The organism is Mycobacterium sp. E796 (assembly GCF_001672815.1).
Lineage (GTDB): Bacteria > Actinomycetota > Actinomycetes > Mycobacteriales > Mycobacteriaceae > Mycobacterium.
Genome location: NZ_LZKK01000267.1, coordinates 47,294 through 64,345 on the forward strand (window position 1 = coordinate 47,294; position 17,052 = coordinate 64,345).

The window sequence follows — 17,052 nt, forward strand, 5'->3', positions numbered from 1 at the left end:
ATCGCTGGTCGAGCGCTCATGCGTAAGGGGAGTTAACTTCAGTCACACCAGCAACATTCGGGAGGTCGCTATCGTGGTTTTACATGGACCTCAAGCGGAGGCTGCCCATCCTGCGCTGGTCGGTGTTGCGGATGGCCACCGGCGTGCGCAACATCACCAGGACGGGCCAGATCGGTGACGGCCGCGAGGTGGCCGCCGCCGAATACGTGCTGCGGAACGCCCGCGCCGGCGACGTCGACGACGCGTTGGCCGCCCTGGACAAGTTCGCCTACGAGAAGTCGATGCTGATGAGCATCGGCGACGAGAAGGGGCTCCTGCTCGATGCGGCCGTGCGCCGTGCCGATCCCGCGCTGGCGCTCGAGCTGGGCACCTACTGCGGCTACGGCGCCCTGCGGATCGCCCGCGCCGCCCCCACGGCCAAGGTGTATTCCGTCGAGCTCGCCGAGGCCAACGCCGTCAACGCCCGCCGGATCTGGGAGCACGCCGGCGTAGCCGACCGGGTCACCTGTGTCGTCGGCACCATCGACGACGGCGGGCGCACCCTGGACGCGCTGGCCGGCGAGCACGGATTTACTTCGGGGGCATTGGATTTCGTGTTTCTGGATCACGACAAGGACGCCTACCTGGGCGACCTGATGAGCATCGTCGATCGGGGCTGGCTGCATCCGGGCGCGATCGTGGTCGCCGACAACGTGCGAATCCCCGGTGCGCCGAAGTACCGCGAATACATGCGCCAGCAACAGGGCAAGGGGTGGAACACCGTCGAGCACAAGACGCACGTCGAGTACCAGTCGATGGTGTCCGACCTGGTGCTGGAGTCCGAATACCTGGGCTAGATTGACCGTGAGCAGACACAAAAGCCCCCGACACGCCGACGAAATGGGGGCTTTTGCGTCTGCTCGCGCCGTTATTGCGCCCGGTCCCGCCAATTATTGCGCGCGCGGGTGCGCCCCGGCCCACACCTCGCGCAGCGCGTGCACGGTGACCAGCGTGTAGATCTGCGTCGTCGTTACCGACGCGTGCCCGAGGAGCTCCTGCACGACGCGAACGTCGGCGCCGCCCTCCAGCAGGTGGGTCGCAAAGGAATGCCGCAGCATGTGCGGCGACACGCCCGAGGTGATCCCGGCGCGCTCGGCGGCGTCCTGCAGCACCTGCCACGCGCTCTGCCGCGACAGCCGGCCGCCGCGGGCGTTGAGGAAGATGGCCGGCGTGCCGCGGCCGCGCCGTGCCAGGTCGGGGCGGCCGCGCACCAGGTAGGCGTCCAGCGCCTGCACGGCGGGGCGCCCGATGGGCACAAGTCGCTGCTTACCGCCCTTGCCGCGCAGCAGCACCGACCGTGCCTCGGTGTCGATGTCGTCGACGTCGAGGCCGACGGCCTCGGAGATCCGAGATCCGGTGGAGTACAACAACTCCAGCAGGGCACGGTTGCGCAGCGTCAGCGGGCCGTCGCTCGGGCCGTCCCCGCCGGCGCCTTCGAGCAGCGCCAGCACCTGGTCGATCGTCAGGCTCTTGGGAAGCCGACGGCCGGGCGTCGGGGGGCGCACGGCCCGAGCCACATCCAGCTCGGCGAGGCCTTCGGCGGCGGCGAACCGGTGCAGACCGCGCACCGCGATCAGCGCCCGCGCCGCCGACACCGCCGACAGCGCCGCCGTCCCGGCGTCGGGGTCGCCGCGGCGCAGCGAGACGAGGAACTCGCTGACGTCGTCCTCGCCGACCTTGGCCAGGTCGTGAATTCCGCGGTCCGACAGGTGCTTCGAATAGCGGCGCAGGTCGCGGCGATAGGAGGTCAGCGTGTTCTTCGCCACGCCCCGTTCGATGGTCAGGTGGTCGAGGTAGCCCTGCAGCTGGGTGTCCAGAACCGCCGCCGTCATTGCGCGGCCTTTCGCGCGGCGAACGCGGTCGGCTTGTCGAGCCACGGGCTGCGGGGCGGGCGCGTCATCATGAACTCGGTGGTGGCGACGTGCGCGGCCAAAATCCCCGCCACCGCAATGGCATTCACGATCTCGCCCCTGAACACCTTGTCGACGGCATCTTCCAGCGGATACCACTGCAGCGTCATGTCGGCCTCTTCGTCGTGCGCTTCGGGCCGGTCCACCTGGGTGAGGCCGGTGGCCAGGTAGACGCGCACGGATTCGTCGCTGAAGCCGGGCGTGGAGTCGAGGTCGACGAGCACGCGCCAGGTGTCGGCCTTCAGGCCGGCCTCCTCGTGCAGTTCCCGGGCGGCGGTCAGCTCCGCGGGCTCGCCACCGACGTCGAGCAGCCCGGCGGGCAGCTCCCACAGCCGCCGCCCGAACGCGTGCCGGTACTGATACACCAACGGGATGTTGCCGTCGTCGTCCATCGCCACCACGGCCACCGCGCCGAAGTGCTCGACGACTTCACGGGTGACGAGCTTGCCGCCGGGCATCCGGACCTGATCGCGGCGCAGCGCGAATATCTTTCCGGTGTGCAGCGTTTCGGATGACGCCGTCTCGAAGACGTGCTCAGCCACGGGTCGCGGGCTCGGGTAGCGGCCGCTGAACGCTGTCACGATGCTGGTTGCCGTTGGACGACTGCTCCGGGATCTCCACCGGAAGCTGCTCGCCCGCCTTGTAGTCCAGGGAGGCCTTGACGAACGCGACGAACAGCGGGTGCGGCCGGGTGGGCCGGCTCTTGAGCTCCGGGTGGGCCTGGGTGCCGACGATGAACGGGTGCACCTCGGGCGGGTACTCGACGAACTCGACGAGGTGGCCGTCGGGCGAGGTGCCCGAGAAGCGCAGGCCGCTCTCGGCGATCTTGTCGCGGTAGGCGTTGTTGACCTCGTAGCGGTGCCGGTGCCGCTCGGACACCTCCGTCGCGCCGTACGCCTGGGCCACAATCGAATCCGGCTCCAGCACGGCGGGGTAGGCCCCGAGCCGCATGGTGCCGCCGAGGTCGGCGTTGCCGGCCACGATGTGCTCCTGGTCGGCCATCGTGGAGATGACGGGATCCGGTGTGCCCGGCTCGAATTCGGCCGAGTTGGCTTCCATCAGGCCGGCCGAGCGGGCGGCCTCGATCACGATGCACTGCAGCCCAAGGCACAGCCCCAGCACCGGCAAGCCGCGGCCGCGGGCGTGCCGGATGGCGCCGATCTTGCCCTCGATGCCGCGGATGCCGAAACCGCCGGGCACCAGGACGCCGTGCACGTCGCTCAGCGCGGCGGCGGCGTCATGGGGGTTCGCACAGTCGTCGGACGGTATCCACACCATCTCGACCTTGGCCTGGTGCTTGAACCCGCCGGCGCGCAGCGCCTCGGTGACCGACAGGTAGGCATCGGACAGCTCGACGTACTTGCCCACCAACGCGATTCGCACGGTCTCGTGCGGCTCGTGTACCCGGCGCAGCAGGTCGTCCCATTCGGTCCAGTCGACGTCGCGGAACGGCAGGTTGAGCCGGCGGACCACGAACGCGTCGAGCTCCTCGCGGTGCAACACCTTCGGGATGTCGTAAATCGACTTCGCGTCCGGGGTGGAGATGACGCCGTCGATGTCGACGTCACACATCAGGGCGATCTTGTTCTTCAGCGGCTCGGGGACGTCGCGATCGCAGCGCAGGATCAGCGCGTCCGGGGTGATACCGATGCTGCGCAGCGCGGCGACCGAGTGCTGGGTGGGCTTGGTCTTGAGCTCACCCGAGGGCGCCAGGTACGGCACCAGCGACACGTGCAGGAAGAACACGTTTTCCCGGCCGAGGTCGTGGCGCACCTGGCGCGCCGCCTCCAGAAAGGGCTGCGACTCGATATCGCCTACGGTGCCGCCGATTTCGGTGATGACGACGTCCGGGCGATTGCCGTCGGCGTCCGGCTGGGCCATGGCCAGGATCCGCCGCTTGATCTCGTCGGTGATGTGCGGAATGACCTGGACGGTGTCGCCGAGGTACTCGCCGCGCCGCTCCTTGGCGATGACGGTCGAATACACTTGCCCCGTGGTCACATTCGCCGATCCGGACAGGTCGCGGTCCAGGAACCGCTCGTAGTGGCCGACGTCGAGGTCGGTCTCAGCGCCGTCCTCGGTGACGAACACCTCGCCGTGCTGGAACGGGTTCATGGTGCCCGGGTCCACATTGAGGTAGGGGTCGAGCTTTTGCATCGTGACGTGCAACCCGCGAGCCGTCAGTAGCTGCCCCAGGCTGCTGGCGGTGAGCCCCTTGCCGAGCGAGGAAGCAACCCCACCGCTGACGAAGAGGTGCTTGGTGGCGGTTTGCGGGTGCTTGCGCACTGGCGACCTCCGTGAAGACGGGCAGGGCTTGGATTTGTCTAGCAATTTAACTAGCTGGGCCTGCCGACCCACGGAAATCCACCCTAACATCCGGCACGCCGACGCGCCGCGAACACGCCCTAGCGAGGGCCCACCGACGATTTACTGGGGCACGGTGATCGAGGTGGCGCCGTGCCCGGTGCCGTACTGCCCGATGTGGCCGCCGTTGATCAGATCGTGCAGGCCCAGGACCGTCGTGATCCGTCCCGGCGCGGCGTCGATGTCGTCGACGGTGCTGATCGCCGTGTTCATGCCGGCGTCGGCGCGGGCGGTGGCGACCGCCGCGCCCCCCGTCGCCGAGCCGTCGCGGCCCGCCAGCAGGGTGCCCGAGCCGTGGGGTGCAAGTGCGGCGGAGAACCGGGCCACGCTCACGCCCTGATTGCCGGCGTCCTGCGGCAATGCGCCGCCGGTCACGACCAGCGCGGCGTTGGCCGCCCCCAGGTGGTCGGCGGGCTGATAGGTGATGAAGCCGGTGTCGCGCAGCGACGCCAGCACGGTGTCGCGCTGCGCGTCGTCGATCGGCGGGGTGGCCGGGTTGGCGTTGATCAGCATGGCGATGCCGAGCAGGTCGCCGGCCTGCGAGCCCTGGTCGACGAGCTTGGTGCTCAACTGCTGACCGGCGGGCAGGATCGAGGAGTTCACCACCGTCCGCAGCTTCTCCGCGGAGTTGGCGTCGACGAACTCCTGGGTGAGCGAGACCGTTCCGGCGACGGTTCCGCCGGCCTGGCCGATGAATTTCGCGATCGCGGCGACGTCGTCGTCCCGGGCGTCCGGGGTGCGGAACATCACCACCGACTTCCCACCCAGCGCGTCGTGCACGATCCGGCCGGCCAGCTGGTTGTCGAAATTGTTTGCGGCGGCAAGCTTTTCGTTCATCGCGTTCTTCTGGTCGTTCAGCCCGTTGATCTGGGTGTACAGGTCGCGCTTCTCGTCACGCAGGCTGGACAGCAGGGTGTCCGAGAGGAATCCGGAGCCCAGCACGACGCCCACGGCCAACGCCAGGAAGACCGCGGCCAGGGATAGGGCGTGTTGGCGTAACGAGATCATTTAACGCACCGTTCGTCGAAAAGCTATGTGAGCAAGTGCTGTATCCACAGGGTGAAGTGGTTCCAGTAGTGGGTGATCCAGTGCATCACCACGCCGTCGGTGCGCGAGACCCACAGCGCGACGATGACGGCGATCAGCATCGTCAGCGCCAGCAGCGCGATGGCGCCCGCCGAAATGTGGTTGCGGTACAAGGTCGCAACGGCCTTGGCGTCGACCACCTTCTCCCCCACCCGAAGCCGCGTCAGGAACGTCGAGGGGTTGCTCTGGGTGCGGTTGCGGTCGAAGAACGTCTCGATGTTGGCGGTGTGGCCGGCCGTCACGAGCAACGCGGCACCGTGGTGGTCGGCCAGCAGCAAGGCCAGGTCGACCGCCGAACCGGCGGCCGGGAAGGTCATCGCCCCGACGCCGAGGTCCTGGATCCGTTCCAGGCCCGGCGCGTGGCCGTCGGCGTCGGCGGGCAGCACGACCTGGGCGCCGCACTTGAGGGTGTCGGTGCTGATCTGGTCGGGGTCGCCGACGATGATCTGGGGGCGATAACCGTTCTTGCGCAACACATCCGCACCGGTGCCGACGCCGATGAGCACCGGCTGGTACTCCTTGATGAACGGTTTGAGGGAGCGCAGCTCGTCCTCGGCGCTGGGCTCGTCGGCCACGATCACCACGTGCCGGCGGCGCAGGTCGACGTCGATGTCGGGGATGCCGATGCCGTCGATCAACAGCGGGCTCTCGCTCTTGATGAACTCGATCGTGTTGCCGGCGAACGCCTCCAGGTGGGCCGCGAGGCCGCTCTTGGCCTCCCGCATCAGGTCGGCGATGTCGTGGTCGGTGCGCTCGGTGCCGCGGACCAGCCGCCGGTCACCGGAATACACGCCGCCCTCGTAGAGGCGGATCTTGGCGCCGTCCTTGACCTTCTTGAAGACGTCGGGCCCGGTCTCGTCGATCAGGGTCACCCCGTTGTTGACCAGAACCTCGGGGCCAAGATTCGGGTAGCGCCCCGACACCGACGGCGACGCGTTGACGACGGCGGCGATGTCGGCCTCCACCAACGCGTCCGCTGTGATGCGGTCCAGATCCAGGATGTCGAGCACCACGATGTCGCCGGGACACACCCTGCGCAGCAGGCGATCGATGTTCCGGTCGACCCGGGCGGTGCCGGTGAGGCCCGGCCGTGTCGTGTTACGCGAAAGCAGACCTGACATCTTCATGGGGGCGATTCTGTCCGCGAAGCCAGGGCGAGGCGAGTAGGCGCGCCGTAACATCTGCCTCATAAGTTATCTAGAGTCACATTAGTAACAGGCTGATCCCGGTTCGGTCGCGGTGAGGGTGGGAGGTGAGTGCCCGAACCTCGACAGTCACGAAGGGCGGCCGGAGGGCACGCCGGTGGGATGGCTGGGGCTGTGATGCCTGTGTGCGTGGTTCCAAAGGTTCACAGCAAGCAAGACGCCGACGTAAACGAGGAATGTGGTCAACACCAGGACGACGAGCCTTTTGCGCTGCCGGCCGCGGGCGCTCACCAGACCATAAATCACCGCACCCAGTGGCAAACCGATTAGTAGCACCGCTGCGACTGCAACCCCCGCATATTCGGCCCAAGGCCCGGACGTGGCTGTGTTCAATGCCAGGCTAATTCGCTGCATTGCCGCACCGTAGACCAAGCCGATCAACAAGGGCTACAACTTCTGATTCTGGAGGCGAGGGCGCGCATCTGTACGCAGTTTGCGGCGTGTCGGCGTACAAACGCGGACGCACGCGTGGAGGGGGACTAGTCGGCGTCGGCCTGGGCGGTCTCGAGCAGTTCCCGGGCGTGCGCGCGGGCGCTGTCGGAGTCGCCGAGGCCCGCGAGCATCCGCGCCAGCTCGGCGACCCGCTCGTCGCCGCTCGCCCGGCGCACCACGCTGGTGCCCTTGGGTCCGGCGCTGTGCACCACCAGGTGCACGTCGCCGTAGGCGGCGACCTGCGGCAGGTGCGTGACCACGATGACCTGATGCGTGCGGGCCAGCCGCGCGAGCCGCCGGCCAATCTGGACCGCGGCGCGGCCGCCGACGCCGGCGTCCACCTCGTCGAACACCATCGTGGTGCCGGCGGCCGAGGCCGCCAAGACAACCTCTAACGCCAGCATGACGCGGGACAGCTCGCCGCCGGAGGCGCTCTTGGCCAGCGGCAGCACGGTCATGCCGCGATGCGCCGCGAAGCCGAACTCGACCTGGTCGATGCCGTCACTGCCGGCGCGAACCGTCTCGCCCGAGGGCAGCGTCAGGGTGGCGGGATCGTCCGGGTCAGTTGCCACATCGATGGCCACGTCGATGGTGAACTCGGCGTCGGCCATCGCCAGCCCGGACAGTTCCGCGGTCACCGCCTTGGCCAGCCGCTTGGCGGCCTTGCGCCGAACCTTACCGAGATCGACTGCGGCGTCGCCCAATTCGCGCGCCAGCTCGTCGACACGGCGTTGCAGCGCGGTGATCGCCTCTTCGGACACGTCGAGTTGCGCCAGCCGCTCCCGCGATTCGCCCGCCCACCGCAGCACCCCGTCGATGTCGGCGGCGTACTTGCGGGTCAGCGTGCGCAGCTGGGCCTGGCGAGCCAGCTTGGATTCCAGCGCGCTCGCATCGACGGGCAGCTCGTCGAGGAAGCCGCCCAGTTCGTGAGCCGCGTCGTCGACCACCGTCAGCGCCTCGGCGATCTGGCCGGCCAATGCCTGCAGCGTGGCGTCGTCGGTGGATTCGAGTGCGGCCCTTGCCTTTCCGAGACAGTCGATCGCGCCCCCGCCGAGCCCGTCGCCGTCGTCGGCCGACAACGCGGCGCGCGCCGTGGCGGCGGCCTCGCGCAGCGTGTCCAGCTCCGAGAGGCGCAGGACGTCGGCGACGAGCGCGTCGTCTTCCCCGGGTTGCGGGTCGACGGTGTCGATCTCGTTCAGCGCGAACTGCAATCGGTCGGCCTCCTGCGCGAGCTCGCGGGCTCGCTCGCGGCGGTCGATCAGGTCGCGGCGCGCCGTCAGCCACGCCTCGCGGAGCTTGCGGTATCGCTCGAGGGCGGGACCGGCCTCGGCGAAGCGGTCCAGCGCGCCGCGTTGCTCTTCGGCCCGCATCAGGCGCAGCTGGTCGTTCTGCCCATGCAGGGTGAGCAGCTCGGTGGTGAAGTCGCCCAACGACTTGGCGGGCACGCTGCGCCCGCCAAGGGAAGCTCGCGACGGTCCGTCGCGGCTGACCGAGCGCAGCGCGATCACGCTGCCGTCCTCGTCACGCTCGGCGCCCAAGTCTTCCAGGATCGCGTCCAGTTGCGCCGCCGTCTCGTCGTCGAGATCGGTTGTGGTGAAACGGCCTTCGACGACGGCGCGGTCGGCCCCCGAGCGGACCCGGTTCGGGTCGGCCCGGCCCCCGCCGAGCAGGTGCAGCCCGGTCACCACCATGGTCTTGCCGGTGCCGGTCTCGCCGGTCAGCACCGTCAGGCCGTGGCCGAACTCCCCGACCGCGGCGCTGATGGCACCCAGCGACTCGATGCGTATTTCGGTAAGCACCCGGTCATTACTTTCCGCGCCAACCGGTCACCGGCAACCGGAACTTGCGCACCAAGCGGTCGGTGAACGGCGCGCTGTCCAGCCGCGCCCACTTGACCGGGGTGTCGCAGCGGGTCACCTCGATCCGGCTGCCGGCCGGGATCCTCATTTCGCGGCGCCCGTCGCAGAACACCAGGGCGTCGTGCCCGTCCGCCTCGGTCTCGATCGCGATGGTGGCCTCGGGGCTGGTGACCATGGGCCGGCCGAACAGCGCGTGAGCGTTGTTGGGCACCACCAGGATTGCCTCCAGGTCGGGCCAGAGCACCGGGCCGCCGGCTGAGAACGCGTAGGCGGTGGAGCCGGTCGGCGTCGACACCAGCACCCCGTCGCAGCCGAACGCGGACACCGGGCGGCCGTCAACCTCGACGACCACGCCGAGCACGCCCAGCCGGGGACCCTTTTCCAGGCTGACCTCGTTAAGCGCCCAGCCGTGTTCGACGTGGCCCTTGTGCAGCACCGCGACGTCCAGCGTCAGGCGGTTCTCCACCCGGTAGTCGCGGGCCACCACGTGATCGAGCACCCGGTCGATCGCCTCGGCTTCGGCCTCGGCGAGGAAGCCGATCCGGCCCAGGTTGACGCCGAGCACCGGAATCCCGGCGTTGCGGGCCAATTCGGCCGCGCGCAGGAAGGTACCGTCGCCGCCGAGCACCAGCACCAGTTCGCAGCCCTCGGCCGCCGACGGCTCGGCGTCGACCACCTCGATTTCCACGCCCATGGCCCGCATGTCGTCGGGGGCCAGGTTCAGCGGTCCGCGGTCGACCGCCTCGGCGGACAGCACCCGCAGCCCAATCCCATTGTCGCCCAGCACCTTCTGAACCCGGCGCGCGGTCTCGGTCGCTTCCTCACGGCCGGTGTGCACCACCAGCAGCACGGTGCGCTCAGTGTTCATTGCGGGCCCTCTTCCACGGCGCGCCGCACCGCGTCCACCAGCCCATCAGCAGATAGCCCCCGATCGGTCTCGGCACGCAGCCACAAGAAGTATTCGACATTGCCCGACGGGCCCGGCAGCGGGCTGGCGGTGACGTCGACGGCTTGCCAGCCCAGCTCCCCCGCGCGCCGCGCGACCCGCAAAACCGCGTCGGCGCGCAGGCCGGGATCCTGGACGACCCCACCGGCGCCGACCTGGCCTTTGCCCACCTCAAACTGCGGCTTCACCATGGGAACGATATCCGCGCTGGGCCAAGCGCATCCAATCAGCGCGGGCAACACGGTGGCCAGCGAGATGAACGACAGGTCGGCCACCACCAGGTCGACCGGGCCGCCGATGGCCTCCGGCGTCAGTGCGCGGGCGTTGGTGCGCTCGACGACGATTACCCGGGGATCGGACCGCAGCGACCAGGCCAGCTGGCCATAGCCGACGTCGGCGGCCACCACCTCGGTCGCCCCGCGATCCAGCAGCACCTCGGTGAACCCGCCCGTCGACGCGCCCGCGTCCAGGCAGCGGCGGCCCGCGACCGCAACGCCGAAGGCGTCCAGGGCGCCGATGAGCTTGTGCGCCCCTCGCGACACCCAGGCGCGCTCGTTCTCGTCAGTGACGGTCAGGGCGGCGGTGATGTCGACCGCGGTGCCGGGCTTGCGCGCGGGCATGCCGTCGATGCTCACCTTGCCGGCGCCGATCAACTCCGCGGCCTGCTGGCGGGATCGGGCGAGCCCGCGGCGGACGAGCTCGGCGTCGACGCGGGCACGTCGTGCCACGGCGGTACTCAGCCCTTCTCCGCCGACTCCAGCGCGGCCAGCAGCACGTCGTGCGCCTCGGAGAGGCGGCGCGCTATCTCTTCGAGCTCGGCGAGGGACGGCTCGTGTTCGGGGTTTTCCGGATCCCCGATATCCGACAGCTGGGCGACCAGGGCATCTATTTCAGCGCGAAGCTGATCGGGATCGATATTCATCGGGTACCCACGCTAGTCCAGAGACCAGCGCTGCAGCGCGTCCCGGGCGCGCGCGTCGGCCGCCTCGATGCGCACGGGCCCGGCCGCCGCGGCGCCCCACACCGCGTGCGCGACGGCCCGGACGACCGAGAGCCCGTCGCCCTCGTCGGCGCCGTTGGCGGTGACCGTCACCACCCGGTCCCCGACCTCGACGTGCCAGCCGGGCTGCGGCTTCACCGCGAGCCGCTCGCCCTCGGAGTGCAGCGAGCGCAGGTCGTGGGCGATGTAGGTCGGCCGGAGCTCCGGCGCTGCGAACACGGCGTCGCGGGCGGTGCTGACCCCGGTGAGCACCATCAGGCTGGGCAGGTCAGCGGCGTTGGCGCCCTCGATGTCGGTGTCCAGCCGGTCGCCGACCACCAGGGGCGCGCGGAAGTCGCCGCGGGCCACCGCGTCCTGCAGCAGCCGGGGCGCCGGCTTGCCCGCGACCCGCGGTTCGGCGCCGGTGGCGGCCCGCAGCGCGGCGACGAACGATCCGTTTCCCGGCAGCAGGCCGCGCTCGGTGGGCAGGGTCGGGTCGACGTTGGCGGCCACCCACAGCGCGCCCGCCCGGATGGCCAGGGCGGCCTCGGCGAGGTCGGGCCAGCCGATGGTGGTGGAGAGGCCCTGCACGACGGCGACGGGGTCGTCGTCGTAGCGGCGCACCGGGCGCAGCCCGACGGCGGCGATCTCGTTGGCCAGCGCGTCGGTGCCGACGATCAGCACCCGCGATTCCTGGGCGAGCTCGTCGGCCAGCAGCCGGGCCGCGCTCTGGGCGCTGGTGACGACGTCGGTCGCGGTCGCGGTGAAGCCGAGCTCGCGCAGGTGCAGCGCCACCTCGTCGGCGCTGCGGGAGGCGTTGTTGGTCACAAAGAGCTTGCGGCTTTCGACTTCGTCAAGCGACCGCACGGCGCCCTCGGTGGGCTGGGCGCCGCGGAAGACGGTGCCGTCCAGGTCGACGAGCAGGCAATCGTATTGCTGCGCAATGGTTTTCATCTCAGGCGAGCTCGCCGACGCGCTCTTCGGCGTCGGTGACGCCGTCGATATCGGCGGCCGCCGAGCGCAGGAACCATTCCAGCGCCTCGTCATTGCGGCCGAGCGCCAGCAGCGTGTCGGCGTAGGCGTAGAACAGCCGGGCCGCCGTCGAGCCGCTGCGGCTCGTGTCGAGCTGGGGGGTGGACAGGACGGTCAGCGCCTGCTCGAGCTGCCCGAGATCCGCGCGGGCGCCGGCGGCGACGATCCGCAGCTCGTCGGCGTCGTCGCCGGACAGCTGGGCCGCCTCCTCGCCGCGCGCCAATTCGATCGCCCGCTCCGGACGGCCAAGGCCGCGTTCGCAATCGGCGATCAGCGCGAGCAGCGGCGACTTGCTGCCCATCCTGCGGGCGGCTCGCAATTCGGCGAGCGCCTGGGCCCAGTCGCCGCAGTGGTAGGCGGCGATTCCGACGGCCTCGCGGACCGCGGCGATCCGGCTGGACCGGGCCCGCGCCGCACGGGCGTGTTTCAGCGCGGCCTCGGGGTCCTCGTCGATCAGCTCACCGGCGGCGACCAGGTGCCGCGCCACCGCGTCGGCCGTGGCACGGTCCAGCGTGCTCAGCTCGCGGCGGATTTCGGGCGCCAGTTGTTTGGCTTCCACGCCGGGCGGTATCGGGGGCCCGTCGTTCGGCGCGCGATGGTCCTTGTCAGCGGTGCGCGGCTGCGCCGGCCGGGCGCGGCCGGGACCCGACCAGGAGCCGGATGCCTTGCGCGGTCCCCGCCTACCGCTGTGCCCCTGCCTGTCGTCGACCACTCTGCAAAGGATACGGGCGCGGCGGCGGGGCCTTTGACGAGTGTGCGGTGATGGCCTTGAGTGTGCGGCCAGGGCGGGAAAAGTGCCCAGATCGCGCCCCGTGTACACACCGAAAGCCGTGAGTACACACGGCGGGCGGCGCGAGGCCGACTACGCGGGCGGGCGGTCCGTCAGCAGCGGCGCCAGCACCGCGGGGCAGTAGGTCGCGATCGCGACGATGGTGAAAACGCCCGCCGCGTCGTGCGACATTCCGTGGCCATCGGCGACCGTGCTGATCACCGAGTCAAACGACCCGCCGGGTTCCACGAGCATCGGGCACACCGACCTACCGAGCGCCGTCGCGCTGTCGGGCTGCGACACCGGGACGCCGGCGTTGGTGAGGGCCCGCAGAAACGCGTTGCCCATCCAGTCGGCGTGCACGGGTGCGGCCAGTACGGCGGTCAGGCCGGCCAGGCCCGCGCTCAGCACCATCACCCGCAGCATCCGCGTCGCGCTAGTCACCGTGACCACCCTGGTCAGCCGAGGTCACGTCGGCGATACGACACGGTAACGACTAGGCGACGCGTTCGATGCCCGCGACGTTGCGCTTGCCGCGCCGCAGCACCAGCCATCGGCCGTGCAGGAAGTCCGAGGGCCGGGGCGCCCATTCCTCGCTGTCGACGCGCACGTTGTTGACCGAAACACCGCCCTCGCCGATCGTGCGCCGCGCGGCGCCCTTGCTCGCCGAGAGGCCGCTGGCCACCAGCAGGTCGACGATCCCGTCGGGACTGCCGGGCTTGAGCTCGGCGACCGACGTCTCGCGCAGCGCCGCGGCCAGCGTCGCCTCGTCCAACCGGTCCAGTTCGCCCTGCCCGAACAGCGCCCGGCTGGCGTGCTCGACGGCCTCGGTGGCCGCCTCGCCGTGCACCAGCACGGTCAGCTCGCGGGCCAGTCGCCGCTGCGCGGCGCGCTGCTGCGGGCGCTCGGCGGTGGCCCGCTCCAGCTCGGCCAGCTCGTCGGCGGACAGGAAGGTGAACCAGCGCAAGTAGCGGATCACGTCGGCGTCGGCGGTGTTGATGAAGTACTGGTACCAGGCGTACGGGCTGGTCATCTCGGGGTCCAGCCACAGGCTGCCGCCGCCGGTGGACTTGCCGAACTTGGTGCCGTCGGCCGCGGTCACCAGCGGGACCGTCAGCGCGTGCACCGTCGCGCCGAGCTTCTGGCGGACCAGGCGTACCCCGGCGATGATGTTGCCCCACTGATCCGAGCCGCCGATCTGCAGCGTGCAGCCGAGGCGCTGGTGCAGCTCGACGTAGTCGTTGGCCTGCAACAGCATGTAGCTGAACTCCGTGTAGGAGATGCCCTCGCCGTCGAGGCGCCGCCGGATGGTGTCGCGGTCCAGCATCACGTTGACCGAGAAGTGCTTGCCGATGTCGCGCAGGAACTCGATGGCCGACAGCGGGCCCGTCCAGTCCAGGTTGTTGACGACGACGGCTCCCGTGGGCGAGTTGTCGAAGTCGACGAAGCGCTCCAGCTGCCCGCGGATGCGCTCGGTCCACGCGGCGACGGTGTCCGCCTCGTTGAGGCTGCGCTCGCCGACGTCGCGCGGGTCGCCGATCATTCCGGTGGCGCCGCCGGCGAGCACGATCGGCCGGTGGCCGGCCCGCTGGAAGCGGCGCAGCGCCAGCAGCGGAACCAGGTGCCCGGCGTGCAGGCTCGGCGCGGTCGGGTCGAATCCGGCGTAGACGGTCATCGGACCGCGCTCCGCCTCGGCGGCCAGCGCGTCAAGGTCGGTGGACTGCGCGATCAGCCCGCGCCACCCCAGCTCGTCAAGGATCCCGGAATTCATCGCGCACGACTTTAGTCGCTGTGACGCGGTCGATTCGCCCACGCGCCGTGATATAAGGCAAGCTAACTACGTGGCGCATCGTCGCGCCCCCGCTTTTCCCGGTACGCGCACCAACAACGCGGAGCGTCATGGACAACCGATACTGGCCGTTGGTCGTCGCGATCATCATGCTCGCGCTGGGGCTGACCCTCACCGTCGACGATTTCAAGCGGGCCGCGGGCCTGCGCAAACCACTCACGGTGGCGCTCATCTGTCAGGCGTTGCTGCTGCCGACCCTGTGCCTGGTGATCGCCGAGGTCTTCCATCTCGAACCGCACCTGGCGGTCGGGCTCATGCTGATGTCGGCGACCCCCGGCGGGACGATGTCGAACATCCTGAGCCATTTGTTCAACGGCGATCTGGCGCTAAACCTCACCCTGACCGCAATCAACGCGGTGCTGTCAATCGTTGCCCTGCCCACGATTCTGGCGGTGGCGATGACGTGGTTTCTCGGTGAAGGGCGGTTTCTGCCGCTGCAGCTGGACAAGTTCCTGGCGGTGATCGGCCTGGTGCTGGTTCCCATCGCGATCGGGGTTGCCATTCGTCACCGCTTCCCCGAGCTGGCCCGGCGAATGCAGAAGCCGGTCCGGATCGCGGCGCTCACGCTGCTGGTGCTGGCGATCGTTGCGGCCATCGCCGGCGGACGAACAACGCTCTGGCACAACATCGGCCTGCTGACCGGGGCCGTCGTGGTTTTCTGCGCCGTGAGCCTGATGGTCGGCTACCTCGCGCCACGCCTGATGCGCCTGGCCCCGCGGCAGGCCGTCGCTGTCAGCCTGGAGGTCGGGATGCACAACGCCGTCGTGGCGATGGGCATCGCGCTGAGCCCGCAGTTGCTGAACAGCGCCGTGATGGCCACGCCCGCCGCGGTCTACAGCGCCATCGCGCCGCTGCTGGCCGTGACGTTCGTGTTGATCGCGCGCCGCCTGGACCCGGCGTTTCGGGTCGTATCGCGCCCGGACACTCCCGCTGCTGCCTAGCCGGGCGCAAGCGCGAAGCCCATTAAGCGCTTGGGCCAGAAGCCGTTTCGGATGAGGGTCGGCATGGGTTAGCGCCGGCTGAGCATCGCGTATGCGAGAGAGCTTGAACTCGCTACGTTGTGCTCACCCGCCGTTCAACCAGAAAACGTTCGGCCTAAATGTTGTCGACGTTTCATCGCGCGGGCTATGGCTCCCATAGGGCAATTCGGGGTTCTGCCCGGCGTCGACCGCAGGCACTCTTTTCCCCGGCAAGCCACCGAACAAGGAGCGGCAGTGCGGTCGACCAATTTCTCCGTCAACAACCGGGCGTACCTGATGACCGACGCCCCCGTCGTCGTCATTTGCATCGACGGGAGCGAACCGGACTATCACGTGGAAGCGATGAAGGCCCGTCGGATGCCGTGGCTGAGCGCGGTGCTGGCCGGTCGGGGCAGCACATGGCCGGCGCACTGCGCGATGCCCGCATTGACCAACCCGAACAACCTTTCCATCGCGACCGGTCAGCCGCCAGCCGTCCACGGCATCTGCGGCAATTACCTTTTCGACGCCGAGCGCAGCGAAGAGGTGTTGATGAACGACAGCCGGTTCCTGCGCGCGCCGACCATCTTCGCCGCGGCCAATCACGCCGGCCTGGACGTTGTGGTCGTCACGGCCAAGGACAAACTGCGCCGGCTGCTCGGCGCCGGCCTCGTCGATCAGGGGCCGAGCCTCGATGGCAGCGAGAAGTTCGTCTCCCCCGCCCGCAGTGGCATCTGTTTTTCCGCCGAGAAGGCCGATGAAGCCACCATCATCGGCAACGGCATCGGCGATGTCCTCGATCTCGTCGGCATGCCGCTCCCGCAGGTCTATTCGGCGGACCTCAGCGAGTTCACCCTGGCTGCGGGCGTCGCGATCCTCAAGGCTCGCGGGGCCGATCTGATGTACCTCTCGCTGACCGATTACATCCAGCACAAACACCCGCCGGGCGCCGCGGCCGCCAACGCGTTTTACGAGATGATCGATTCCTACGCAGCACAAATCGACGCCCTCGGCGCGATCGTGGTGCTCACCGCCGACCACGGCATGAGCGCCAAGACGGACGAAACCGGCACGGCCAAGGTGCTCTACGTCGAGGACGCGGTGCGGGGCATCCTCGGCCTTCCTGACGCCGACGGGGCTGAGGGCGGCGACGACGTGCGGGTCATCCTGCCGATCACCGATCCCTACACCGTCCACCACGGGGCGCTGGGTTCGTTCGCCAGCGTCTACCTCCCCGCCGGTGCCGACCGCGATCGTGTCATCGCGCGGCTGCGCCAGCTCGACGGGATTGAGACGGCCCATGGTCGGGAGGACGCCGCCCGGATCTATGGCCTGCCCCCCGACCGGATCGGCGATGTGGTGGTGCTCGCCGAGGCCGACACCGCGCTCGGCCGGTTCGCGGCTTGGCACGACCTCACCGGCCTCGACGCCCCGCTGCGCTCCCACGGCGCGCTGGGCGAGCTTCAGGTCCCGTTCATCATCAACCGTTGTCTGCCCCCGCCCGAACTCGTCGACGAGCCCTACGGCCTGCCGGCGTCCGTGCACAACTACGACGCCTTCTGGGTGGCAACGACTTTCGTAGCACAGCACCATTCCGACGCCGCTTCGGCGGTGTGACCAACC

16 protein-coding genes are annotated in these 17,052 nt (G+C 69.5%); 3 read left to right on the top strand and 13 right to left on the bottom strand.

Features of this window, described 5'->3' with window-relative positions:
* The first annotated feature begins 83 nt into the window (after positions 1-83).
* Entirely contained in the window at positions 84-836 is a 753-nt protein-coding gene (locus tag A5706_RS20775; RefSeq protein WP_068134596.1) for an O-methyltransferase, read from the top strand.
* A 93-nt stretch (positions 837-929) separates the two neighbouring features.
* Here the strand turns inward: A5706_RS20775 and xerD are convergent, their stop codons facing one another.
* From xerD to tyrS, 13 genes are all read right to left on the bottom strand, one after another.
* Positions 930-1,871, bottom strand: a complete 942-nt coding sequence (xerD, locus tag A5706_RS20780) for a site-specific tyrosine recombinase XerD (protein ID WP_068134599.1) — start codon at positions 1,869-1,871, stop codon at positions 930-932.
* Entirely contained in the window at positions 1,868-2,491 is a 624-nt protein-coding gene (locus tag A5706_RS20785) for an NUDIX hydrolase (RefSeq protein ID WP_068134710.1), read from the bottom strand. Before A5706_RS20785 ends, xerD begins: the two co-directional genes overlap by 4 nt.
* Positions 2,484-4,235 carry a CTP synthase gene (locus A5706_RS20790; protein ID WP_068134602.1) on the bottom strand — a complete coding sequence of 584 codons (1,752 nt, stop codon included), beginning with the start codon at positions 4,233-4,235 and terminating at the stop codon, positions 2,484-2,486. The genes A5706_RS20785 and A5706_RS20790 overlap by 8 nt, the downstream gene beginning before the upstream one ends.
* A 141-nt stretch (positions 4,236-4,376) precedes the next feature.
* Positions 4,377-5,321 (bottom strand): copper transporter, encoded by a 945-nt coding sequence (locus A5706_RS20795; RefSeq protein ID WP_068134603.1) that lies wholly within the window; start codon positions 5,319-5,321, stop codon positions 4,377-4,379.
* Positions 5,322-5,344: 23 nt separating this feature from the next.
* The gene (gene steA, locus A5706_RS20800; RefSeq protein ID WP_068134606.1) at positions 5,345-6,526 is read right to left on the bottom strand and encodes a putative cytokinetic ring protein SteA; all 1,182 of its coding nucleotides are present in this window, start codon (positions 6,524-6,526) and stop codon (positions 5,345-5,347) included.
* A 557-nt stretch (positions 6,527-7,083) separates the two neighbouring features.
* Entirely contained in the window at positions 7,084-8,835 is a 1,752-nt protein-coding gene (gene recN / locus A5706_RS20805; RefSeq protein ID WP_068134611.1) for a DNA repair protein RecN, read from the bottom strand.
* Between the two features lie 7 nt (positions 8,836-8,842).
* Positions 8,843-9,763 (bottom strand): NAD kinase, encoded by a 921-nt coding sequence (locus tag A5706_RS20810; RefSeq protein WP_068134614.1) that lies wholly within the window; start codon positions 9,761-9,763, stop codon positions 8,843-8,845.
* On the bottom strand, positions 9,760-10,569 hold the full coding sequence (locus A5706_RS20815; RefSeq protein WP_068134618.1) for a TlyA family RNA methyltransferase: 810 nt from the start codon (positions 10,567-10,569) through the stop codon (positions 9,760-9,762). The genes A5706_RS20810 and A5706_RS20815 overlap by 4 nt, the downstream gene beginning before the upstream one ends.
* A gap of 8 nt (positions 10,570-10,577) precedes the next feature.
* Positions 10,578-10,763, bottom strand: a complete 186-nt coding sequence (locus A5706_RS20820; protein WP_068108770.1) for a hypothetical protein — start codon at positions 10,761-10,763, stop codon at positions 10,578-10,580.
* A 12-nt stretch (positions 10,764-10,775) separates the two neighbouring features.
* On the bottom strand, positions 10,776-11,774 hold the full coding sequence (locus A5706_RS20825; protein ID WP_068134621.1) for an HAD-IIA family hydrolase: 999 nt from the start codon (positions 11,772-11,774) through the stop codon (positions 10,776-10,778).
* A gap of 1 nt (position 11,775) precedes the next feature.
* The gene (locus A5706_RS20830) at positions 11,776-12,564 is read right to left on the bottom strand and encodes a tetratricopeptide repeat protein (protein WP_082964521.1); all 789 of its coding nucleotides are present in this window, start codon (positions 12,562-12,564) and stop codon (positions 11,776-11,778) included.
* Between the two features lie 150 nt (positions 12,565-12,714).
* Positions 12,715-13,074: a DUF732 domain-containing protein gene (locus tag A5706_RS20835; protein WP_277622340.1), complete on the bottom strand. Its 360-nt coding sequence runs from the start codon at positions 13,072-13,074 to the stop codon at positions 12,715-12,717.
* Positions 13,075-13,117: 43 nt separating this feature from the next.
* Positions 13,118-14,392 (bottom strand): tyrosine--tRNA ligase, encoded by a 1,275-nt coding sequence (gene tyrS, locus A5706_RS20840; protein WP_068134626.1) that lies wholly within the window; start codon positions 14,390-14,392, stop codon positions 13,118-13,120.
* Between the two features lie 77 nt (positions 14,393-14,469).
* Here tyrS and A5706_RS20845 point away from each other — a divergent pair, with 77 nt between their 5' ends.
* Complete coding sequence (locus A5706_RS20845; RefSeq protein ID WP_255406327.1) at positions 14,470-15,411, top strand: bile acid:sodium symporter family protein; 942 nt, start codon at positions 14,470-14,472, stop codon at positions 15,409-15,411.
* Positions 15,412-15,684: 273 nt separating this feature from the next.
* The gene (phnA, locus tag A5706_RS20850) at positions 15,685-17,046 is read left to right on the top strand and encodes a phosphonoacetate hydrolase (protein WP_197517909.1); all 1,362 of its coding nucleotides are present in this window, start codon (positions 15,685-15,687) and stop codon (positions 17,044-17,046) included.
* The last annotated feature ends 6 nt before the right edge of the window (positions 17,047-17,052 follow it).